The sequence below is a fragment of the Sphaerospermopsis sp. LEGE 08334 genome, assembly GCF_015207205.1.
Lineage (GTDB): Bacteria > Cyanobacteriota > Cyanobacteriia > Cyanobacteriales > Nostocaceae > Sphaerospermopsis.
The window spans coordinates 13,476-39,006 of record NZ_JADEXH010000022.1 but is presented as its reverse complement, the minus strand read 5'-3'; the positions used below and the strand labels follow the sequence as shown (position 1 = coordinate 39,006).

Sequence of the window (25,531 nt, the reverse complement as noted above, 5' to 3'; positions counted from 1 at the left end):
CGGGTAGAATTCGGGGATATTCAACCAGTAGCGATCGCTTAAATATTCTTGATATCTGGCTATTTATTCAGAAACAAACAGCAGTTTTCAATTTTTTGATGCTGCTATTTCTGCAATTTCAGATTTACTATATTTAGCAATCTTCGCAATCAGAAGGCCACTTGAAAGTAAATATTGGAGGAGGTAATGGCTGTTCTTCTGGTTGTGGTGTTGGTGGGTTTTCTGGTGGTTCTTCTTCTGCTGCCAAAAAGCGAGCGAAAAATGGCACTGCTTCAATATTTGTTAATGTTGCTGTTGTCATAATATATTCCTGTTTTCCTGAGAGGAACTTTATGTTAGCCATTAAAGATATATCAGTAAATGCTTTTTAAAGCAAGGACATTTAAGATATTTAAGATATTTAAGATATTTAAGAAAATCTCATGATTAGAAAGCAATGTAAATACAGCAATATAAATGAGGTAAAAAGAAAAAGGTTTTGTTCGCGTAGCGTGCCGTAGATAATCCTCTAAATCCCCCATTTTTAAGGGATTTAGGGGGATCTAAAAGGTCTAAATTTCCTTAACCTAAGATTATTCTGAATATTACGTTTTTTACTTTTAATGTAAGCATTCAGCCGTCAGCTAAGGTTAAGGATTATTTACTTAATTCTCCAAGCGTTCAACTCTTACCCATTTCAAAACTTTTGAATCCTTATTATAGCAGTAGGTAAAACCATCTTTTGCAGTAATAGTTTGACCTTTGCTGGCTTTGCTTCTGACAGTACCCAGTGAATAATCAGTTATTTCCTGCATTTCTCGATGAGAAATTCCTACAATTTCACCTGTATCTACTGTTAATGTTTCAGGTTGATTTTCAGTTTCATTATCAGATACAGAGTCTATGATAATTTCTGGATTTTCCGAAGCATCTGTTAATATTTCTGCTTGATTTTCAGGTTGATTTTCAGGTTCATCATCAGATACAAAATCTATGATAATTTCTGAGTTTTCCGAAGCATCTGTTAATATTTCTGCTTGATTTTCAGGTTGATTTTCAGGTTCATTATCAGATACAAAATCTATGGTAATTTCTCTATTTTCAGGAGAAACTGTTAATGTTTCTGATTGATTTGCTGGTTCATTATTGGGTACAACTTCTATGGTGATACCAGAATTTTCAGCATAATTATCAGTAGTAAGTTCTTGTGCTTTTTGCTGTCTATAATCCTCAACAGATAGCAGTCGCCAACTAGAATCTTGTGAAAGTTCTAAAACCCATTTATGATAACTAAATAGACTTTCTCGATGTCCTACACTGATATAGGTTGTGTTGCTTTCTTGTAATTGTTGATATAAATTACCTTCATTATTCAAATCTAAAGCACTTGTAGCTTCATCTAAAATAGTAAAGCTAGGACGAGTGACTAATAAACGTGCAAATGCTAAACGTTGTTGTTCTCCCAAAGAAAGGATATTTTCCCAAGGAAGTTCTGTATCAAAATCATCTATTCGACTCAATAAATTTTGCAAATTAACTTGTTTTAAAATTGCTTCCAGTTCGCGATCGCTCATTCCCCGTGTTGTATGGGGATAAAGTAACTGTTCTCGCAAAGTTCCTAAAATAATGTAAGGACGTTGAGGTAAAAATAATACATCTTTTAGGGGTGGACGCACCAGACGACCTGTTCCTGCATTCCATAAACCAGCGATCGCCCTCAACAAAGAACTTTTACCCCTACCACTCGGACCAACAATTAATAAACCCTCTCCAGGTTGAACAGTCAGCGTCAACTCTTCAACAATTACCTGTTCATAATTGGGAGTTTGTAAAGTAACATTCTCAAAAGCTAGTCGCTTTTCTTCTTTTGTCTTAATTGTACTGACATTTTCTGGTTCTTTTGTTACCGTTTTTAACGCCTCCGATAGTTCAAATAAACGATCAATATAACTAGAAAATTTTCCTGAAGTGGCAAATTCTTTGATTAATTCAGCCATCGCTGTGGCGAACAAATTACAAGCTAAAGCGGATTGGGAAATTTCTCCAAAATCAATTTCTCCTCTAATTTGCATTGGTCCAAATACTATAAATGGAAATATTTGAATAACCGCCTGATATCCTCGATTAAAAATATCCTGACTTCTTTCCCAATCAATCTTGCGTTTAACACTTTGAACAATCCTATTAAATCTCCGATTAACAATGTTTAATTCCTGTGACTCTCCCTGGAAAAAAGCTATTGATTCGGCATGATTACGCACATGAGTTAAACTGTAAGTATAATCTGCATTTGATTCAACTTCTTCTTGTTTAATTTTGTTTAATTCTTGTGCCAAGTAGATAGCAATTAAATTACCAACTACTGTATAGCAAACTAAAGCAATTGCTACAAATTTAGAGAGCGTCCAGAGCAGTATTAAAAAAGCTGTCATTTCTAGGACTTTTTCTAGCAATGTAGCTGAAAAGCTGAGAAAATCTTTAGTTAAAGGCTCAATTTCTTGTGATATTTGTTGATCTGGATTAGTAACATCGGATTTAAAATTGATTTTATAATATGCCCGATTATTGAAATATTTTGAGACAATTTGACTATTCAGCCATTCATACCAGTCAAGAGCTATTTTTTTTCTAACAAATTTAGAAATTCCTACTAAAATTGTTACCAAAACCAGAGCAAAACCATAAAGCAATAATAACTCACTAAATTTTTCTAAATCCTTTTCTTGTGTAATAACATCTAGTAAATAGCGGTTAACAAAGCTGTTAAAAACTGTTGCACCTACCATAACAACAATTAATAATACTAGAAGAGCCAGCATTCCATAAGTGCGAATCACCTCTGAAAATGCTCTACCATTTGCATCTGTAGGATACCAATATGGACCGACAACCGCTTGGAAATTTTTCCAAAATTGATTAGTACCTGAAGCAGAATTATCGTTGGCGGATTTATTAATAAAAGTTGTAGCTTGCATCTGTAAAAAATTATTTGAGTCTTATGGAGCAGATAACAGAGAACAAAAGGGCTAATAAATGTATAATCTATTTGTTAGTCAAAGCCAGGCTGATGACTAACAAAAATCAAATAACATTACATTCCTATGTTGATGATCAGGATGAAATCGGAATTATCCCGAGTCTTTAATTATTAGACCTGTCCAATTAAATATGGGTGATTTTAAACCCTTCTAGAGACGTTCCGTGAAACGTCTCTACATTCTTTTTCGGATGTGTCTAATGGTAAGTGTTAATGGTCAATTTACAAAATGGACTATTCAAAGATACCATCTTTCCAGAGTTTTAAAACTTCCTTAGCTGTAAAATAGCGTTCTTGTTCTATCGCTAAAGATTTAATTACAGCACGCATTTTCTCATACTGTTGTCTGGTTTGAGGATTTTGCAGTTGTTTTTCAAAGAGATATTGAAAATTACTGACTCCGCTCCATTTACCAAAGACAATATTTACATCGTTGTGGGGAAATATAGCATAGCTCAGGGGATCACGAAACAGAGAATTGACATGAATACCTGATTGGTGACTTTGTGCAGTTTGAGAATAGGGGCGTGCAGGACGAATCCCCATTTGCTCAATGTAATTGGTGACCACCTCAATAGCATCATAATTTATACCCTCAACTTCAATACCAAAACGGACACGCAACCCATTTAACACTTGCTCTAGAGCAACATTTCCGGCTCGCTCTCCTATACCACAAAATGTTCCTGATACTATATTTGCTCCCGCCATCACGGACTGGAGAGTATTTTCTAAAGCTAACCCCATATCATTGTGGTAATGTACCCCCAATTCTACCCCTGTAGTGCATTGAAGTAAATCATGAATCCAGATATAACTCTTTTCTGGATTGAGTACACCCACAGTATCACACAATAAAAAGTGTTCAATATAAGGACTGCATGAACGGATACACTGTACTAAAAAGTCGAAATCTGCTCTAGAAGCATCCTCAGCCGCAAATTCTACCCTTAATCCTGCAACTTGGGTGGCATAGCGCAGATTTTCCACAATCACATCAAGAGCATCTTGACGAATTTTATTGATGATGTGAGATGGGATATTGTCATCAATGGTTTTGCCTTGGTATTCGCTCATCAAACGGACATGGGGATTGCGTAAAAACAGCAAGCGATCGCTCACAGCATGGAAGAGAATGATCCGCTTAACCCCATAATTCTTCGCCTGATCAATGTACTCTTTCCCCATCATCGTAGAAGCAGTAATTAGATGAGTTAATCCATCTGCTATTAATGTGTGTGCAAGCTCTGATTCTTGATCACAAACACTCGGCATAATAGCAAATCCATTGACTCCTGTCTGTGCAATGAGATGGGCAAGTTTATGTTTAGTTGCTAAAGAGAAAAATACACCTACTTGTTGTTCTCCATCCCGCAAGGTTTCATCAGAAATTTTGATTGAAAGATTTGACATTTTTTTATCCCAGTTGAAAATTCAAAATTAAGAAAATCAGATTGTAAAAAAGTTAGATAGATGATTGCAAATCATTGAATCAACCTATCATCAATCGCAAGTGTGACGCTAAAGTTTTCACATTCGGTTCATAAAGAATCCCTCCGTGATTTCCAGGTACAGATATTACTTTGACCGGATTTTTAGTGTAAGCTTGCCATCCCCAATCGGGTAAATCGTAATTAGACATTGCTCGGATTTCTTGTAAAACAATCTCATAAACTTCTTGGGCGCGGAACAAAACAATGGGCGCAGAAATTTGATCAGAAGTCCGATAATTTGCATAATTAATTGTCAGTTGTTTCATTACCTGCATATTGGTTTTGAGTAAATCAAGGCTGGAGTATTCCGGGAGGACATTTTTTTTATATAAAAACTCTGCTGCTAAATCCCAACGAGCTTGGTCATCACTTTGAGCAGCTAAATCAGCGTATTCTAAACCTAAAGAAATTCCCTTTACAGTTTCAATTCGTTGGAGTAATTGCCAAATCCAATCAAGGTCTTTTCTCTTAATTAAATATTCAGGGTGAGTAACTAAACCAGCGTCTAAAATAGCCAGTAATTCTACTTTTTCACCTTGTTTTTCCAGTTGACAAGCCATTTCAAAAGCAACGGCACAACCTGATGAATATCCTGCCAGTATATATGGTCTTTGAGGTTGTTTTTGACGTAATAAATCAATTAGTTGACTGCCATGCAGTTCTACTGAATCGGGAACTTTACCAATGCCATTTCTGCCTGGAGTTTCCAGGCTATAAACTGGATGATTTTCTAAGTTAATAGCCAAATCTTGAAAATAGAACCCATGTCCATTTGCTCCTGGTACAACAAACAGAGGATTGGCATTTCCTTGGGGTTGAAATAACAGCACATCGGGATGGGATTTTTGCACCTCTTTATTACCAAGCTGTTCTGCTAGTTGAGCAATAGTAGGATTTTGAAATAAACTGCTCAATGTCAATTTTTGCCCAAACATTTCTTGCATCAGATTGAGCAATTTGATCACTAATAAAGAATGTCCACCTAAATCAAAAAAGTTATCATGAATGCCAATTTCTTGACGTTCAAGAACAGTAGACCATAATTGTGCTAATTGTACTTCAACTTTGTTACGTGGTGCTGTATGTAAACCTGCAATTCCCACATTAGGAGTAGGTAAAGCTTTCTTGTCAATTTTGCCATTGGGAGTTAAAGGTAACTGCTGCAAAACAACAATTTGAGCCGGAATCATGTAATCAGGTAAACTGGATTTGAGATATTTTTTCAAATCACTGCCAACTTGTACTGAGCGGCTTGTACTGAGCGAAGTCGAAGTAAGTCGAAGTAAATCAGGATCAATTCCTGTTACATAAGCAATTAAACTTTGATTACTCTCAGTTTGATATAAAATCACCACAGCTTCTTTAACTAATGGATGCTGTAATAAAAGTGATTCAATTTCACCCATTTCAATCCTAAAACCCCGTAATTTTACCTGCTCATCAATGCGCCCCAAATATTCCAAATTGCCATCATCTTTCCATCTTGCCAAATCACCAGTTTTATAAATTCGCTCAACTTTACCAAATAATTCCACTTTAATAAACTTTTCGGCGGTTAATTCAGGACGATGAAGATAACCCCGCGCTAAACCAACGCCAGCAATACACAATTCACCAGGAATACCAGGAGGTAATGGTTGATTATGTGCATCTAAAATATAGATGCGAAGATTAGATAATGGTTTACCAATGAGTGGTTTTTTACCATTGGGTTGACAAAGAGCGATGCTAGTACAAATTGTAGATTCTGTTGGTCCGTAACCATTAAAAAAACTTCTTTCTTTTGCCCATCGGGTAACTAATTCTTTTGGGCAAACTTCACCAGCAGTAATTAAAATTTGCAAATCAGGTAAGGTTGCGTGGGGTAACAAAGATAAAACAGAAGGTGGTAAGGTAACATGAGTAATTTTGTGTTCAGTTAAAAAGTCAATCAGTTCTTGACTAGGTAACAGATTTTCTTTTCTTGTGAGATATAAACAAGCACCGACGGAAAGGGTAGGAGCAATTTCCCAAATGGAAGCATCAAAACTGAAATTAGCAAAATGTAGTACACGACTTTGGGGTTGAATTTGCAAAATTTCATCAACTGCCAAAATTAAATTTACCAGTCCACCATGTTCAATCATTACCCCCTTGGGTTTTCCCGTTGAACCAGAAGTATAAATAACATAAGCTAAATTATCAGACTTAACTTGATTCTGACTTATTTTTTTACTTACTTCCCTTTGCTCCTTCCTTTGCGTCTTTGCGTCTTTGCGTGAGCTATCATCCAAATAAACAACTTCAACAGGATTTTCTAAACTATCTAAAGGTAATTTATCTACTACAAAACTTTGAGTTAATAAAACCGCTACCCCCGAATCTTCTAACATGAATTTGATTCTTTCTTGGGGATAATTAGGATCAATCGGTACATAAGCACCACCAGCTTTCATGATACCCAAGACACCAATGATCATTTCTAAAGAACGTTCGACAGAAATACCAATTAAGGTATCTGTTTGAATTTGGAAATTTTCAAGTAAATAATTAGCTAATTCCTCGGCTTTTTTATTTAACTGTTGATAAGTTAGATTTTCAGATTCAAAAACTACAGCAATATTATGAGGATTTTTTATAACTTGTTCTGCAAATAAATCAACAAAAGTTTTATCTTGAGGATATTCGGTTTGAGTTTGATTCCAGCGTTGGAGTTGTAACAGTTCTTCTGCTGTCATCAAAGGTAGAGTATAAATCGGTTGTTGAGGATGAGCAATAATTCCCTGGAGCAGAACTGCAAACTGTTCCGCCATGCGTTGGATAGTACCCCGTGCAAATAAGTCTGTAGCATATTCCCAAGAGCAGTTTAATTGGTTGTCAGACTCGGTTATCAACAGCGTTAAATCAAACTTAGCGATCGCACTCTTGACTCCCAACAATTCCATGTCTAACCCAGCTAAATCAAAGTCTGGATTTTGATTATTTTCTAGTGCCAACATTACCTGAAATAAAGGATTATAACTCATACTGCGTTCTGGATGTAATTTTTCTACCAGAACATCAAAGGCAACGTCTTGATGAGCATAAGCATCTAAACAAGTTTGGCGAGTTTGTTGTAAAAACTCAATAAAACTTTGGTGTGGTTTAATTTGCTGACGCATGACCAAAGTATTCACAAAAAAGCCAATTAATCCTTCAGTTTGGCTATGGGTACGGTTAGCAATGGGAGAACCAATACACAAATCATTTTGGCGACTGTAACGAGATAGTAAAATACTCAAAGTAGCCAACAAAGTCATATATAAACTTACACCTTGCTGTTGACTAAAAGCATTAACAGCAGCAGTTAATTCTGGTGTAAAAGAATAAATATAGCGATCGCCTCTGTAACTTTGTTGTGCTGGACGGGGATAATCTGTTGGTAATTCTAGTAATGGAGAAACATCACCTAGTTGATTTTTCCAGTAATTAATTTGCTTTTCTAATATCTCCCCTTGTAACCGTTGACGTTGCCAAGCTGCATAATCACTGTATTGAATTGGTAAAGGTGCAAGGTTTGGGATTTTACCTTGAGAATAAGCAGTATAAGCTTGCTGTAACTCCCGCACAAATACACCCATTGACCAGCCATCACTGATAATGTGGTGCATATTAATCATCAACACAGATTTCTGATCATGTAATTGCAGCAGTTTAGCTTTAAACAAAGGGCCAGTATTTAAGTCAAAGGATTCTTGTGCATGAGCGTCAATTAAAGCCTGGATGCTTGGTGACTGGGGATTTTCATCCAAATTTCGGCAATCTTGTACTGTTAAAACTTCGATTTCTTCTAAATTGCGGATTGCTACTTGGGGTTCTCCTGCCACTGTGGGAAAATACATCCTTAGAGTCTCATGGCGATTCAATAAATAAGCTAAACTGGAGCGCAGAGCATCAATATTCAATTTGCCGTTTAATTGGAGAGCGATCGGCATATTGTAAGCAGTTGATGACCCTTGGAGTTGTGCCAATAGCCAGAGGCGTTGTTGAGCAAAGGAAAGCAGCTTAGGAGAGTCAGGACTTAATTTAGGAATGGAGTCTGTGACAACTACTTGTTTTTTAGCAGCTTTCAAAAAAGCGAGAATATCTGCTTTATTGTTTTGAATTTCCTGCTTGAGTTCCGCAGTTAGGGCATTTTTGCTAGTACGAATCCGTAATTTATCATCTTCTGCCCAAATTCGGCAGCCCATACTTTGCAAACGAAGCATTAATGAAACTACTTGTTGATTTTGTGTCATGGTCATAGTTCAATTTCCTCTTCGTCTGAGTTTAAAGGCTGTACATCTGCTGTTGCGGAATTAACCCAAAGGCAGCTATCTAGATAATTTGCCAAGTCTATCAAGTTGGGAGTCTCAAATACTTGATGCAGTGGTAATTCTACTTTGAAAGTGTCGCGGATGCGATAACACAGTTGGGTTGCTAATAATGAATGTCCTCCCAAGTTAAAAAAGTGATCTTGTCGGGATATGACTTCATATTTCAGCAGTTTTGCCCATATTTGTGCCAGGGATTTTTCTGTCTCTGTTACAGGAACTTCAATATCTGTGGATACAATTGTTGTCTCTGGTGCAGGTAAGGCTTTACGGTTTATTTTGCCATTGGGTGTGAGTGGTAATTTTTCCAACACCACAAAATGGCTGGGAATCATATAATCAGGGAGAGTTTTGGCTAGAAAGCGCCGCAATTGTGCGAATAAAGCTGGATGATCTTGATTGCTCTCTTCTTCTGTTGCTGTTGGTACAATATAAGCTACCAGGCGTTTATCCAGGTCAGTTTCTTCCCTGACAGTAACGACTGCTGCCTGAATTTTGGGATGTTTAACTAATGTCGCTTCAATTTCACTTAATTGTATTCGGAAACCACGCAGTTTAATTTGATGGTCAATCCGACCTAAGTATTGTAAATTGCCATCAGCTAACCAACGGGCTAAATCGCCGGTTTTATAAATACGCTCAGTTTTACCAAATAATTCTAATGTGATGAATTTTTCGGCGGTAGTTTCAGGACGATGCAAATAACCTTGTGCTAAACCTGCACCTGCAATGCAGAGTTCCCCTGGTATGCCTGGGGGCAGGGGTTGATTGTGTTTATCTAAAATATAGGTGCGTGTGTTGGCGATCGCCTTGCCAATAGATAATACAGATCCTTGATCATAGTCTTTTTGGTCAAAATTGTTTACTTGATAAATCTCTGACCAAATAGTAGTCTCCGTTGGACCATAAAGATTCCAAAGTTCACCACTTCTTTCTAGTAGTTGCTCGGCCAGTTCCCAAGTTAATGCCTCACCGCCACAGCAGATTTTGAGTTGAGTTGAACCTTGCCATCCTGCGGCTAACAACATCCGCCAGGTAGCAGGAGTAGCCTGCATAAAAGTAACGGCATTGTTCACTAATTGTTCTGCTAACTGGAACCCATCAGAGGCGATTTCTCTACTGGCTAGAATTATTTTTGCTCCTACTATTAGAGGTAAATAAATTTCCAGCGCAGCAATATCAAAAGATATAGTTGTCACAGCTAGGAGAGTATCGGACGCATTTATTCCCAGCTTTTCTTTCATGGAATATAAGAAATTAGTCAGTGAGGCGTGACAAATCGCTACTCCTTTCGGTCTTCCTGTAGAACCTGAGGTATAAATTACATAAGCTAAATCATGGTGATTGGTAATTGGTAATTGGTGATTAAAAACTTCCTCACTCCCGACTCCCGACTCCTGACTTCCCTGCTCCAGTCCATCTAAAAATACTAATTGAGTAGTATTTTTCAGGTGTTCTAAAGAAAGTTGTTTTTGCAAAGATTTAGTTGTGAGTAATATAACAGCATTACTATCTTCAATGATTAAATTAATACGTTCTTGGGGGTAACTCGGATCAATGGGTACATAAGCCGCACCTGCTTTGAGGATAGCAAAGATCCCAATCAGCATTTCTAAAGACCGTTCAACACAAATACCAATTAAAGTATTAGGTTGAATTTGATAATTTTCAATTAAATAGTTAGATATTTTTTGGGCTAGTTGATTAGCTTTTTGATTCAGTTGTTCATAACTCAAACTTTGATTTGCAAACACCACTGCAATTTGATCAGGGGTTTTTTCTACCTGTTGTGCAAACAGAGTCATCAGAGTATGATTTTGAGGATAATCTGCGTCTGTTTGATTCCAAATTTGTAGCTGTTGAATTTCTGCTGGGGTGATGATGGGTAGCTGATAAATTGGCTGTTGGGGATTTTCAGTAATTGCTGTCAGCAAAACTTCAAAATGTCCCGCCATGCGTTTAATAGTTTCTTCTGTAAATAAATCGGTAGCATATCCCCACATACAGTCTAATTGACCATTTCTTTCCCACAAATCAAGTGTCAAATCAAATTTAGCAAAGGGATAGCTTTGTTTAAATTCTTGAATCTCTAAATCTGTTAAATTAACATTCTTTCCTGCACCTTCCAAGTTTTGCAATACTATCATCACTTGGAATAAGGGATTATAGCTGAGGGTGCGTTCTGGTTGCAGTTTTTCTACTAGATATTCAAAGGGAATATCTTGATGGGCATAAGCTTCTAAACAAGTTTGGCGAGTTTGTTGGAGTAGGTGAATAAATCCTTGCTCTGACTGGATTTTGCTCCGCAATACCAAGGTATTGACAAAAAAGCCAATTAATCCTTCTATATCCCGATGGGTGCGGTTAGCAATTACAGTACCCACACATAAGTCTTCTGCACGACTATAACGGGATAGTAAAATATTAAAACTAGCCAACATGGTCATAAACAAACTTACCCCATGTTGTTGACAAAGGGCTTTCAGTTTGTGTGTTAGTTCGCTGCTCAAACGATGTTTATATCCCTTACCCTGATAACTTTGTTGTGCGGGACGGGGATAATCTGTAGGTAATTCTAGTAAGCGAGGTACATCAGCTAGTTGTTGTTGCCAGTAATTTTCCTGATTAACTAAAGTTTCCCCTTGTAACCAAGTGCGCTGCCAAGCTGCAAAATCACTATACTGAATCGGCAACGGTGACAAGTTTGGTACAGAACCAGCAGTATAAGCAGCATAAGCCTGCTCCCATTCCCGCTTAAATACAATTATTGACCAGCCATCACTGATAATGTGGTGCATATTAATCATCAAGATATTTTTCTGCTCGCTCAGTTGCAGTAGTTTAGCTTTGAACAGGGAACCAGTATTTAAGTCAAAGGGTGCTTGAGCATAACTATCGGCTAACCTGCGTACATCCTCTGCTTGCGTCTTGGGGTCGAGTGTTTGCAAGTCAGCAATTTCTAGAACTTCTATATCGTTTATATCTCTGATTAATACTTGAGGTTTTCCCTTTAAGGCAGGAAAATAAGAGCGTAAACTTGTATGTCTTTCTAATAAATAAGTTAAACTTTGTCGCAAAGCCTTGACATTGAGATTACCGTCAATTTGGAATGCGATCGGCATATTATAGGTAGAAGAAGTTCCTTGACCTTCCAACTGGGCTAAAAACCAAAGTCTTGATTGGGCAAAAGATAGGGTTTTTGGTTCATGGTCTGGTTGGGGTGCGATCGCAGGTAAAATCACACTCTTAGATGCTTTATCAATTTCCCGCGCCAACTCAGATAAAATACTTTGTTCAAATATCTTGCGGACAGGTATTTCTACCTGAAAACTGTCACGAATTCGGGTAATTAATTGTGTTGCTAATAGAGAATTTCCCCCCAGTTCAAAGAAGTTATGACTACGACTAATAGACTGAACTTTTAACAAACCTTGCCATAAACTAGCGAGTATTTCTTCTGTTTGATTTACTGGTATTTCCAAATCAGCAGCAGTGGCTGTGTTTGGTTCTGGTAATGCCCGGCGGTCTATTTTGCCATTAGCGGTGAGGGGCAAGTTTTCCAAAACCATAATTTGGCTAGGAATCATATAATTTGGTAAGCGATTTTTGAGGTATTCTCTCACTTCAACCGCCCCCTTAAACGCCAAGCTCGCTGTTTTTTCTAACTCTGTAATATAGGCAATTAACCGGGGATTATTATCAGTTTCATATAAAATCACCACAGCTTCTTTAACTAATGGATGCTGTAATAATAGTGATTCAATTTCACCCAGTTCAATTCTAAAACCGCGTAATTTTACCTGCTCATCAATGCGCCCCAAATATTCTAAATTGCCATCATTAACCCATTTCGCCAAATCACCAGTTTTATAAATGCGTTCAGTTTTCCCAAATAAATTAATTTCAATAAATTTTTCGGCGGTAGTTTCAGGACGGTTGAGATAACCTCTAGCTAAACCTACTCCTGCAATACATAATTCCCCAGGAATACCAGGGGGCAATGGTTGATTATTTGTATCTAAAATATAAATGCGAAGATTAGATAACGGTTTACCAATTGGTGGTTTTTCGCCATTTGGTTGACACAGATAAATAGCCGCCGTTACTGTAGATTCTGTTGGACCGTAGCAATTATATAAACTTTGTTCTCTTCCCCACTGACTGACTAATTCAGCCGGACAAGCTTCTCCACCAACAGTCAGACATTGTAAATCTGGAAAACTCACTTTTGGTAAGACAGATAAAGCCGAAGGTGATAAAAAGCCGTGAGTAATTTTGTGTTCAATTAAAAATTCAACTAAACTTTCACCAGGTAATAAAGTATCTTTATGAGCTAAATATAAACAAGCACCTGCTGATAAAGCAGTAGCAATTTCACCAATGGATAAATCAAAACTAAAAGAACCGAATTGTAGTAAACGACTTTCATTTTTAACTTGGAATTTTTCACCCCAAGCTAAAGCTAAATTCACAATTGCTTGATGTTCAATCATCACACCTTTAGGTTTTCCAGTAGAACCAGAAGTATAAATCACATAAGCTAAATTATCAGACTTAACTTGATTTTTCCTTTGCGCCTTTGCGTCTTTGCGTGAGCTATCATCTAAATAAACAACTTCAACAGGATTTTTTAAACTATCTAAAGGTAATTTATCTACTAAAAAACTTTGGGTTAATAAAACCGATATCCCCGAATCTTCTAACATCAACTCAATCCGTTCTTGGGGATAGTTGGGATCAATGGGTACATAAGCACCACCAGCTTTCAGAATCCCTAAAATACCAACAATCATTTCCAAAGAACGTTCCACAGAAATACCAATTAAAGTTGGTGATTGGTGATTGGTGATTGGTGATGGGTTATCTGATTGAATTTGGTAATTTTCAATTAAGTAATTAGCTAATTGGTTTGCTTTTGCGTTCAACTGTTCATAAGTTAAACTTTCAGATTCAAAAACTACAGCTAAATTATTAGGATTCTTAATAACTTGCTGTTCAAATAAGTCAACAAGAGTTTTATCTTGAGGATATTCTGTTTCTGTTTGATTCCATGTTTGTAGTTGCTGAATTTCATCTGGAGTCAGCAAAGATAGAGTATTAATTGATTGATGGGGATGATCAATAATTTGCTTGAGCAGAACCTCAAAATGGCGCACCATCCTTTGAATAGTTGTATCTGCAAACAAATCAGTTGCGTATTCCCACTCTCCGGTTAAACCTTGGGGAGTTTCCCGGAAAATTAAGGATAAATCAAAGAATGTTGTGGTGTTTTCCCACTCAAACCGAGTGAGAGTTAAACCAGGAATTTCTATTTTTGCTTGTGTTCCATTTTGTAAACCAAAAGCAACTTGAAAGAGGGGATGATGAGCAAGCGATCGCTCTAAACCTAATTCATCAACTAATTTTTCAAAGGGTAAATCTTGATGATCATAAGCATCTAAAGTTACTTGTTTTACCCGTTGCAGTAATTCTCTAAAAGTGGGATTTCCTTGTAAGTTGGTACGCAACGCTAAAGTATTGACAAAAAAGCCAATTAATGGTTCTATTTCTTTGCGGTTACGATTGGCGATCGCAGAACCAACTACAATATCATTTTGATTACTATAACGAGACAATAACAGCGCGAATACTGCCAGTAAAGTCATAAACAAAGTAGTTCCTGACTCCTGACTTAATCGCTTTAATTTTTGTGTTAAATCTAAATCAATTTGTATAAATTCACTACGTCCTTTAAAACTTTGGACCGATGGACGGGGATAATCTGTAGGTAGTTCTAATAATGGGTTAATTTCTGCTAATTGTTGTTGCCAGTAATTGAGTTGTTTATTTAAAGTTTCTCCTTGTAAATATGATCTTTGCCAGTGAGCAAAATCAGCATATTGTAAAGATAATGGCGCTAAATAAGAAGATTCCCCACTACAAAAAGCGGTGTAAAGAGTGAATAATTCTTGGCGGAAAATATCCATTGACCAACCATCACAAACTATGTGATGAATGACCAATAACAGCAAATGAGATTGATAGCTTCGCTCGCCGCAGGCATCAGCCAGTTGTATTAATTTTACTCGCAATAAAGGAGCTTTTGATAAATTAAATGGTTGTTGTAATTCTGCTATTGCTAAATGTTTAGCTTTGCTGAATTGATCTTTTTCTGGCAATTGTCGCCAGTCTAAGACTTCTATTTTTAATTCAGGTTGGGTGTGAATTACCTGTATGGGTGATTCATTAACAACAGAAAAGCTAGTGCGTAAAATTTCATGGCGTTGGATAATTTCTAAAATAGCTTTTTCTAAGGCATTAATATTTAAAATACCGCTAATCTGCCAGAAAAATGGCACATTATAAACACCATTTTCTCCTTCTAGTTGGTCAATAAACCACAGTCTTTGTTGAGCAAAGGATAGGGGAAGGGGTTTTTCCCGTGATACTGGTTTTAGATGTGGGGTTTGTTGTTGCTGTTTTAGTTTTTGTAAAACTAATGCTCGTTTTTCTGGTGATAATTTTTCAAGTTGTTTTAGTAAGTCGCTCATTTTTGTGTTAATTTATTTTTTTATTTTTTATCAAACCGCAGAGGCGCAGAGGACACAGAGAAGGAAGAAATTTTACAATTAGCTACAACTAATCATCACAACATTAATTGTTGTGTTACCTCCTCTTCTGATAATTTATCTACTTCTGCTAAAATCCTCGCTAGTTCATCATTTTCCACTTGCTCAATTTGTTGTTCTGTAACTTTTTGGGCAAGTTCGGCAATGGTGGGATTTTCAAATAAATAACGCAAGGGAAAGTCTAGAGAGAAGATTTCTCTTAAACGAGAAATTGCTTGGGTAGCTAGTAAGGAATGTCCTCCTAATTCAAAGAAGTTATCATGAATTCCTACTTGTTTTAATTTCAGAACTTCTGTCCAAATATCTGCTAATTCTTTTTCTGTATCGGTGCTAGGTGGAACAAAATCAATTTCTAAATTTCTTTGTGTATGATCGGGAACTGGTAAAGCACGGCGATTGATTTTACCATTAGGAGTTAGGGGTAAATTCTCTAAAAATACAAAAGCAGCAGGAATCATGTAATCTGGCAGTTTTGATTTGAGGAAGTTTCTCAAACTGCTGGGAGTTGGTACATTATCCTGTGCTACCAAATAAGCTACTAATAATTTCTTACCTGGTTCATCTTCCCGCGCCATTACTACAACTTGTTGAATGTCAGGATGTTGATTTAAAACTGCTTCAATTTCTGCTAATTCAATCCTAAAACCGCGCAGTTTCACTTGTGTATCAATTCTTCCGATAAATTCTATATTTCCATTAGGTAAACTCCGAACTAAATCCCCTGTTTTGTAAAGGGTATCTCCCTCCATAAAGGGATTAGAAATAAATCTTTCACTCGTTAATTTTGGTTGATTTAAGTAACCTCTAGCAACACCCGCACCACCTATATATAGTTCACCAGGAACACCAATAGGAACTCTATGTAAATGAGTATCTAATATATAAACTGTTCTGTCTCCAATGGGTTTACCAATGGGAAGGGAATTAATATTTTCAGCAGTTTGTTGAGGAATGGGATAACAACAGGTAAATACTGTACATTCTGAAGGTCCATAACCATTGATGATTTTGGTTTCTGGTAATAGTGCTAAAGCACGACGCACATGAGATACAGAAACTGACTCTCCCCCTGTTAACAGTTGTTTAATTCCTGATAAACCTTGTGGCATTGTATCAATCATGAAGTTGAATAATGCAGTAGTCAGAAACAGAGTATTAACTTTTTGTTCTTGAATAATTTGGGTTAATTTTTCTGCTGTAGGAATTTTTTCTGGATAAAGTACACAACGTCCACCATAAAGTAAGGGTGTCCACATTTCTAGGGTGAGTCCATCCCAAGAAATTGATGAATGTTGTAGCCAAATCTGGTTTTCATCAAGTTGAATATAATCAACCCCAAACATAAAACCTATAAAGCTACGATGGGGAACTTCTGTTCCTTTTGGTGTTCCTGTTGAACCTGATGTATAAATGATATAAGCTAAATTTTCTGGAGTAACTTCACAGGGTAAATTGTCTGCTGGATATTGGGCGATAATTTCCCCATCTGTATCAACATTCACCACTGTTTGCTGATTGAGTGGTAGTCTATTTTGTAAATTATTTTGTAAATGAGTTTGTGTTAGTAATATGGGTGTTGTTACATCTTCCAGCATTAAAGCTAGTCTTTCTGTAGGATAAGCTGGATCTAATGGTACATAAACACCACCAGCTTTAAGAATGGCGAGTATTCCTATTACCATTTCTAAGGAACGCTCAACACAAATTCCTACCCTAGTTTCTGCTTTAACTCCTAATGATTTTAAATAATTTCCTAATTGGTTGGCACGGTTATTTAATTCTCGATAAGTTAAATTTTGTTGTTTATAAACAACTGCAATCTTATCAGGTGTTTTCTGTACTTGTTCTTCAAATAAAACATGAAGACATTGATAATTAATATTTTCTTGATTTTGATGATTCTCTAAAAGTATTAATTCTTGTTCTTCCTCGGCACTGAGTAAAGATATTTGTGAAATATTCTGTTGTAGGTTTTCCGAAAATCTTGTGAGCAATGTTTGGAAACTACCAATCATGCGGACTAATGTTTGTTCATCAAAGTATCTAGTATCATAAACAAATCTACCTCCTAATTGTGAACCAGGATTAATGACTATTGTTAATGGGTAGTTTGTTCTTTCAAAACAACTGAGATGACTAATTTCTAATGTTTTTTGTGTGTCTTGTTTACTGGAATCTACAGGATAATTTTCAAAGACTAACAGACTTTCAAATAATGGCATTCCGGGAAGAATATCACTTACTTGTTGAATTTCTGCCAGGGGAAAATAACTATATTGTTCTTGTTCTATTGCTTGAGTTTGTAATTCTTGCAGCCAAGATAATATTTGTTTTTGATTATCAATTTTTACACGGGTGGGAATGGTGTTAATTAATAATCCCACCATTGATTCTATATTTTCTATTACAGGTTGACGACCGGATACAGTTGCCCCAAAAACTACATCTTTTTCGCCACTGTAGCGGGAAATTAATAAACTCCATGCTCCCTGGACTAAATTATTTAATGTTAAATGATGTTGTCGTGCCGCATTTTGCAATTTTTCAGTTACCGTTTCCGATAATTGAAAACGTTTTTCTTGATATATTCCTTGTCCTTTCTTACCAGTTAAAATAGTAGGTGTTTGCAAACCTTGTAGTGTTTGTTGCCAAAATTGTTTAGCTTTTTCAATATCCTGTTCTTGTAACCATTCAATATATTCTTTATAAGGTCGAACTGGTGACAATCTTAAATATTCACCCCGTTGATTTGCTTCATATAAAGCTAAAACTTCTTTGATGATAATTTGCATTGACCAACCATCAAATAATATATGGTGATGACTCCAAATAAATTGATAGGTATTGTCAGTTAATTGAATGATGGTAAAACGCATTAAAGGAGCTTGATTGAGAGCAAATCCCTTTAGGCGATCGCTCACCAAAAAATCCTCTAAATTTTTTTGTTGTTCATCAGTTGTTAAATGTCGCCAATCTAATTTTTCCCAGGGAAGATCCACTTGCTTACTCACCATTTGCAAGGGTTTTTCTATTTCTTCCCAGAAAAAAGCACTGCGTAATATTGAATGTCTAGCTACAACTTGTTCCCAAGCTTTTTGGAATGCAGAAAAATTCAATTCCCCAGAAAGGATACAAAGTAACTGCTCAAAATAAACTTCTGATTCTGGTGCATAAAGGGTATGAAACAACATCCCTTGTTGCATGGGTGAAAGTTCATAAAGGTCTTCGATACTTTGCATGAAATTACCTCTGGTTTGGTGATTGGTGATTCTTCCCTTTTGAATGAACCACGAAGGACACGAAGAACACGAAGGAAGAAGAAGAGAAGAAGATAGGTAATGTTAGTCCTGGAAGGGAGTTGGTGATTGGGTACAGGTAACAGAAGGAGGATTAACCAATTACCCATTACCAATTACCCATGACCTATTTACTTCTTCTTGTTGAGTTTTGCTAGGAATTTATCTAGCTGTTTTTGATTGAGTTTAGCGGCGGAAAAGTCAGATGGTGTATAGCTTTGATCGTCTTTTGATTGACAGTGATCTATGAGGGTTGTTAATGCTTCCATGAATCCTGAAGCTAATCTTTCTATGGTGTCTCGTTTGTGAATTTTATCACTATATGCCCAAGTCATTTCTAGTTTTCCAGTCCGAATAAAACCGCTAATTCCTAATAGGTGGCTACGACGATTTAATAAACTTTGTTCTGATTTAAATTCTTTAGCTTCACCTAAAACTGATGATGCTTTCAGAACTTGATCAAATTGTCCTAGGTAGTTAAAACTAACTTGCGCTGATGGAAAGGAAGCTAATTTTTCGCGGATGCTGTTGTCTGCGTTTAAATATCGCAAGACACCATAACCTATTCCCCGGTTGGGAATGCTTCGCAGTTGTTCTTTGACTGACTTTAATGCTTCCCCTGGTTGGTTTTCTTTGATTTCTAAACCCACAGGGAATAATGTGGTAAACCAACCTACAGTTCGTGAAAGGTCTACATCTTCAAATAAGTCTTCCCGTCCATGTCCTTCTAAATCAATTAGTAAATAATTTTCTCCTGTCCATTGGGCAAAACTCTGTACTAAAGCCGTTAATAAAACATCATTAATTTGGGTATTGTAAGCAGCAGGAACATCTTGTAACAGGGCGCGGGTTTGTTCTTCATTTAACGCCAGTGACACAGATGCAGTGGAGTCCAGGGTGTTATTTTCTTCAGATGCAGGATAGTCTACTGGTAAAGGTTTGGTCGAAATATTAGATTGATTTACCCAGTAATCTAACTCTTTCACAGCTTGGTTTTGAGCGTATTCTGTTAGGCGATCGCTCCAATATTTCCAGGATGTTGTTTTCTCTGGTAATTTTATCGCCTGACCCCGGCTTATTTGTTGGTAAGCTGTGGCTAAATCTTCCAATAAAATCCGCCAAGACACACCATCAACTGCCAAGTGATGAATAATGAATAGTAAACAATTTGGTTGATTTTTGCCTAATTGAAATAATGCAACTTTGGCAATTTCTCCCTTGGCTAAATCCAAACTCGCTTGTAGTTCTGTATCTTTAGTTTTTATCGCTGTTTCCTGTTCTGCTGCTGACAGATGCGATAAATCAAAGATGCTTAATGGTACTGTTTCTTGTAGATCGGTGTGGATTTGTTGCCAGTTTTCCTCATCCTGGACAAATTGCAATCGCAAAGCATCATGTTGTCCCAAAAGTTTTTGTACCACTTCCTGCAATAATTCAGGTTGCAAATCAGCAGGAACTTCTAACAATGCTGACTGGTTAAAGTAATTGATTTCTGGTAATTTCTGTTCAAAAAACCATTTTTGAATCGGTGTTAAACCAACTTTACCAGTTACTAAACCTTGTTCGGCGTTGATTTGGCGAGTCATACCCGCTACTGTCGCTAACTCAGCAATAGTTTGATACCTAAATAACTGTTTAGCAGCAATTTGAATACCCGCCTGATTCGCTTTAGAAACTAGCTGAATACTCAGAATTGAATCTCCACCCAATTCAAAATAATTATCGTGAATACCAACATTTTCTATTCTCAGCACTTCTGACCAAATCGCCACTAATTTCTCTTCTATCAGTGTGCGTGGTGCTGCAAATTTATCTTCATCACTGCGAGAAAAATCAGGTGTTGGTAATGCGCGATAATCTACCTTTTGATTAGAGGTCATGGGTATACTATCTAACACCATGAACGCCGCCGGAATCATGTAATTTGGTAATTTCTGTTTAAGAAACTGACGCAGTTCGTCCACGCTATCTGAAAGACCTAACCCCCTAGCCCCCTTCCCTACAAGGGAAGGGGGAATTTCTGAAGCCTCTCTCCTTGCAGGGGAGAGGTTTGGAGAGGGGTTTTGGGGTACGAAATAAGCTACAAGTCGCTTTTGTCCAGTAGTTTCTTGATGGGCAATGACAACAGCTTGGGATACTTGTGGATGTTGTCTTAATACTGTCTCAATTTCTCCCAACTCAATGCGGAAACCGCGAATTTTTACCTGATTGTCAACCCGTCCCAGGTATTCTAAACTACCATCTCTGCGTAATTTGACTAAATCTCCTGTTTTGTATAATCTATTCCCTTCTGTGTTCTCAATAAATTTCTCGGCTGTGAGTTCTGGACGTTGCCAATATCCTCTAGCTAGTCCTGCTCCCCCAATGTGTAATTCCCCAGGAACTCCTATGGGTACGGGTTGCTGATATTGATCTAAAACGTAAACCTGAGCATTACTAATGGGTTTACCAATACTCACAGTAGTATTTGTTGGGGTGAGGCGTTCTAAGGTGGTGACTACTGTGGCTTCTGTGGGTCCGTAGCTGTTAAATAATTGGGGAGATGAGGAAAGATGCGCCGTGCAGTTATGCCAATGTTGCACTTTCTCTAGGTGAACTTCTTCCCCACCAATAATCACAGTTCTCAAACTTCCAGGAATGGGTGAGTTTTGGGGATTCAGTTCTGTTACTAATTGATGCCAGTATGCTGTGGGTAAGTCCAAAACTGTTAACTGCCATTTTTGACAACACCGCCAAAAATCATCGCTGGAGTTGAGCATTTCTTCAGTGCGTAACACCAAGGTTGCACCAACAGCAAGACAGGGGAAGATTTCTTCTATGGATGTATCAAAGCAAATAGAGGCAAATTGCAGAACCTGATCTTGAGAATTTATACCATACTCATCAATGGCAGTGGTGACAAAGTTCAATAATGAACGATGTTCAATCATTACCCCCTTGGGTTTACCCGTAGAACCGGAGGTATAAATAATATAAGCTAGGTTATTGAGTTGAACGTCACTAACTGGGTTAGCTGTACTTTGGGTAGCAATTTTCGCCCAATCTGTATCTAAACAAATGGTTTTTCCGGTATAACCTACCAGTTTTTCCTGGTATCTATTTTGTGTGAGTAAAATACCGAGTTGGGTATCTCCAATAATCTCAGCTATGCGTTCTTGGGGATAAGCAGGATCAATGGGAACGTAAGCACCACCGGCTTTAAGAATACCCAATAAACCAGCAATCATTTCTAGGGAACGATCAACACAGATACCTACCAAGGTTTCTGGTTTGACTCCTAAACTTTGCAGATAGTGGGCGATTTTGTTGGCGCGATCGCTCAATTCTCGGTAAGTTAATTTTTTACCATCCTGTTCTACAGCTACGGCATCCGGTGTTAATTCTACTTGCAGTTCAAATAACTTATGGATACACAGGCTCTGTGTAGTTTCACTATCTGTTTGATTCCATTCCCTTAATAATTTTTGTTGTGATGCGGTAATTAGGGGGATTTGTCCAATTCGTTGATCTGGGTTAGCGACAATCTCAATTAATACCTGTTCATACTGCTCTAGCATCGCTTCCATGCTTTCAGCATCAAACAAGTCGCTGTTATATTCCAAATCCAGGGTAATTCCTTTTGCTCCCGTTTTCGCACCGTACTGGACACTTTGTTCAAATCGGGGGATCACTAAGAAATCAAGGTCAAACTTGGCAGATTTGTTACTCGCTGGTTCATGCAGGATGAAGTCAAAGCCAGGGAATTTTAAATAAGGCTTGGCAGAGTTATGGAAACTAAACATCACCTGAAATAGCGGATTATGACTCAGGTTGCGAACTGGTTTCACCGCTTCTACCACTTTATCAAAGGGTACATCTTCGTTAGCGTAAGCTTCCATTGTCATTTGGCGCACCCGATCAAGTAATTCCCTCACGGTGGGATTTCCTGAAACGTCGGTGCGTAAAACCAAGTTGTTAACAACCATACCCATAATCTTTTCGATCTGGTGCATCCGGCGATTGGCAACCGCAGAACCGATAAAAATATCATCTTGGCCAATGTAGCGGTGCAACTGGATGATAAAAGCCTCCAACATCGTCATAAATAAGGTTGCACCTTGCTGATGACTGAAAGCTCTCAGAGATTCGCACAACTCAACGGGCAATTCTCTCCGCGCGTGTTCGCCATTATAGGTTTGCTCTTTGGGACGTGGGCGATCGTAAGGTAATTCCAACAACGGCGGCATCCCTGCTAACTGTTGTTGCCAATACACTAACTGCGCTTGAGCTTCTGGAGTTTTCGCCCATTCACGCTGCCAAGTAGCAAAATCAGCAAACTGATAACTTAATTCCGGTAATGGGGAAGGTTTACCCGCCCAGAAAGCTTCATACAGTGCTACCAACTCACTTAAAAAGACGTTAAATGACCAGCCATCATGCGCCATGTGATGCTCAACATGGGTCAATATATAATCCTGGTCGCTTAACTGAAATACCGCCCATTGCACTATGGGTAGTTGGGTTAGGTCTAGGTGTGTGAGCAGTTCTGCTTCTACTAACTTTTGTGCCTCTATTTGTCGCTCCGGTTCAGGAATATCCCGCAGATCAACGACTCTAAAAGCGGCTCCTGGATGTGGGTGAATTACTTGATACAGCCTACCATTCACCTCTTGATAGGTTGTCCTGAAGATTTCATGCCGTCTGACAATCTCATCTAGAGAACGTTTTAGAGCTTCAAAATCCAGTTTGCCTCTAATGTCCATTGTGGCCTGGAATTGATAGGCGCTGTTTTCTGGTGCTAATTTATGGACAAAGTAAATCCGCTCTTGGGAAAAGGAAACTGGTACAAGTCCTTCATGGGCAATGTGTTGAATGGTGGGGCGTTCCCATTGAATTTCTTCACCACCTTGGGCAATGAGTTGAGCTACAGCAGCTATGGTGGGGTTAGCAAATACTTGAGCAAAAGATATATTTACCCCGAACATTTCCCGCGCCCTAGAAATCATTTGCGTCACAATCAGGGAGTGACCACCCAAACAGAAAAAGTTATCATTGACTCCCACTACATCCAGTCCTAATAACTCAGTCCAGAGAGTCGCTAACTGTTCTTCAATCGAGTTACGGGGTGCAACAAAGGCTTCTTCTAAATCAGGGCGTGTGCGAGTGGGGGCTGGCAAACTACGACGATCAACTTTACCATTGGGGGTCAAGGGTAAGGAGTCCAGCACCATCCAAGCGGCTGGAATCATGTAAGCGGGTAGCTTGTCTTCGAGGAAGTTTTTTAAGGTTGTGGCGGTAACTGGGGATTTTTGATCAGATACAACATAAGCAACTAACCGTTTATCACCAGGAACATCTTCCCGAACAATTACAACCGCTTGTTGTATATCTGGGTGTTGACTTAAAGCCGCTTCAACTTCTCCTAGTTCAATCCGAAAACCGCGAATTTTGACTTGATTATCAATTCGCCCCACAAATTCAATATTACCGTCTGGTAAATAACGGGCCAAATCCCCAGTTTTATACAATTTTGGATTTTGGATTTTAGATTTTGGATTAGGAAACGGATGAGAAATAAATCTTTCTGCTGTTAATTCTGGGCGGTTGAGATAGCCTCGCGCTAAACCATCACCACCAATGTATATTTCCCCTGGAGTACCTACGGGAACAGGTTGTAGTTGCTCGTTAAGTATATATATTTGTGTATTAGATATGGGGCGACCAATGGGTAATGTTGTTGCACCTTCTGGTACATCTTCTACTGGATAAAAACAGGAATATGTTGTACTTTCAGTTGGTCCATAAACGTGCAATAAATTCTGGGGTGCGCCATTTTTCAAAACTGCTCTAACTGTTTTCGGATCTACAGCTTCACCACCAAATAATAAGTATCGCAGGTCTTTAAATGCTTGAGGAACAATGTTAGCTAATTGATTAAATAAGGCAGTGGTTAAAAATAAGATATTAATTCTTTGTTCACTGATGTAGTCGGCAAAGTCTAGGGGTGAAAGGAGAACGTTTTGAGGAATACCGACTAAGGTAGCTCCATGTAATAGAGTTCCCCAAATTTCAAAGGTGGCTGCATCAAATGAAGTATTGGAAGCTTGGGCAGTGCGGTCAGTGGTTGTAAACTGTACATAATTGGTATTACATACTAAGCGATTTACTGCCCGATGGGGTACAGCAACTCCTTTTGGTGTGCCTGTAGAACCAGATGTATAAATTACATAAGCGAGGTTTTCTGCTGTGACATTGCTGGTAGGATTTTCCGAATTTTGGCTATCAATTAATTCCCAATCTTGATCCAAACAAACTGTTTTTACACCACTTTCAGCAAAGTTTTCCACATACTTTTGCTGAGTTAATAATACTTGTACTTGGGAATCTGAGAGCATGAAAGATATCCGCTCTTTGGGATAGGTGGGATCTAGTGGTAGGTAAGCTGCACCTGCTTTGAGAATACCCAGTAAACCAACGATCATTTCTAGGGAACGTTCGACAGAAATCCCTACTAAAACTTCTGTTCCTACACCTAAAGATTGTAAATAATGAGCTACTTTATTAGCTTGGTGATTCAACTCTTGATAAGTAAGTTTTTGACCATTAAAAACAGCAGCAATATTATCTGGGGTTTTTTCCACTTGTGCTGCAAATAATTCATGTATGCACAAATGCTGAGGATAATCTACCGTGGTATTATTCCATGCCACCAATATTTGCTGTTTTTCTTGCTCGGTTAAACCGGGCAAATTCTCCAGATTATCAGTTGAGTTAATCACCATTTCTTCCATGATTTTTGTATATAAAT

At 37.9% G+C, this 25,531-nt stretch carries 7 protein-coding genes; all 7 read right to left on the bottom strand.

Annotated features, from left to right (window positions below; genetic code table 11):
• Positions 1-133 precede the first annotated feature (133 nt).
• A complete protein-coding gene (locus tag IQ237_RS13785; protein ID WP_096669569.1) occupies positions 134-301 on the bottom strand; it encodes a microviridin/marinostatin family tricyclic proteinase inhibitor in 168 nt (55 codons plus the stop codon).
• 343 nt (positions 302-644) lie between these two features.
• Positions 645-2,954, bottom strand: a complete 2,310-nt coding sequence (locus IQ237_RS13780) for an ABC transporter ATP-binding protein/permease (protein ID WP_194056046.1) — start codon at positions 2,952-2,954, stop codon at positions 645-647.
• A 296-nt stretch (positions 2,955-3,250) separates the two neighbouring features.
• Complete coding sequence (locus IQ237_RS13775; RefSeq protein WP_194056044.1) at positions 3,251-4,429, bottom strand: 2-isopropylmalate synthase; 1,179 nt, start codon at positions 4,427-4,429, stop codon at positions 3,251-3,253.
• Between the two features lie 79 nt (positions 4,430-4,508).
• A complete protein-coding gene (locus tag IQ237_RS13770) occupies positions 4,509-8,771 on the bottom strand; it encodes a non-ribosomal peptide synthetase (protein WP_194056042.1) in 4,263 nt (1,420 codons plus the stop codon).
• A complete protein-coding gene (locus IQ237_RS13765) occupies positions 8,768-15,370 on the bottom strand; it encodes a non-ribosomal peptide synthetase (RefSeq protein WP_194056040.1) in 6,603 nt (2,200 codons plus the stop codon). The genes IQ237_RS13770 and IQ237_RS13765 overlap by 4 nt, the downstream gene beginning before the upstream one ends.
• A gap of 95 nt (positions 15,371-15,465) precedes the next feature.
• Positions 15,466-18,687: a non-ribosomal peptide synthetase gene (locus tag IQ237_RS13760; RefSeq protein ID WP_194056038.1), complete on the bottom strand. Its 3,222-nt coding sequence runs from the start codon at positions 18,685-18,687 to the stop codon at positions 15,466-15,468.
• A 188-nt stretch (positions 18,688-18,875) separates the two neighbouring features.
• The gene (locus tag IQ237_RS13755; RefSeq protein WP_194056036.1) at positions 18,876-25,514 is read right to left on the bottom strand and encodes a non-ribosomal peptide synthetase; all 6,639 of its coding nucleotides are present in this window, start codon (positions 25,512-25,514) and stop codon (positions 18,876-18,878) included.
• Positions 25,515-25,531: the final 17 nt, after the last annotated feature.

Excerpts from the sequence above, each read along its gene's own strand:
- IQ237_RS13785 (WP_096669569.1), bottom strand. The coding sequence starts at position 301 with ATGACAACAGCAACATTAACAAATATTGAAGCAGTGCCATTTTTCGCT.
- IQ237_RS13780 (WP_194056046.1), bottom strand. The coding sequence starts at position 2,954 with ATGCAAGCTACAACTTTTATTAATAAATCCGCCAACGATAATTCTGCT.
- IQ237_RS13775 (WP_194056044.1), bottom strand. The coding sequence starts at position 4,429 with ATGTCAAATCTTTCAATCAAAATTTCTGATGAAACCTTGCGGGATGGA.
- IQ237_RS13770 (WP_194056042.1), bottom strand. The coding sequence starts at position 8,771 with ATGACCATGACACAAAATCAACAAGTAGTTTCATTAATGCTTCGTTTG.
- IQ237_RS13765 (WP_194056040.1), bottom strand. The coding sequence starts at position 15,370 with ATGAGCGACTTACTAAAACAACTTGAAAAATTATCACCAGAAAAACGA.
- IQ237_RS13760 (WP_194056038.1), bottom strand. The coding sequence starts at position 18,687 with ATGCAAAGTATCGAAGACCTTTATGAACTTTCACCCATGCAACAAGGG.
- IQ237_RS13755 (WP_194056036.1), bottom strand. The coding sequence starts at position 25,514 with ATGGAAGAAATGGTGATTAACTCAACTGATAATCTGGAGAATTTGCCC.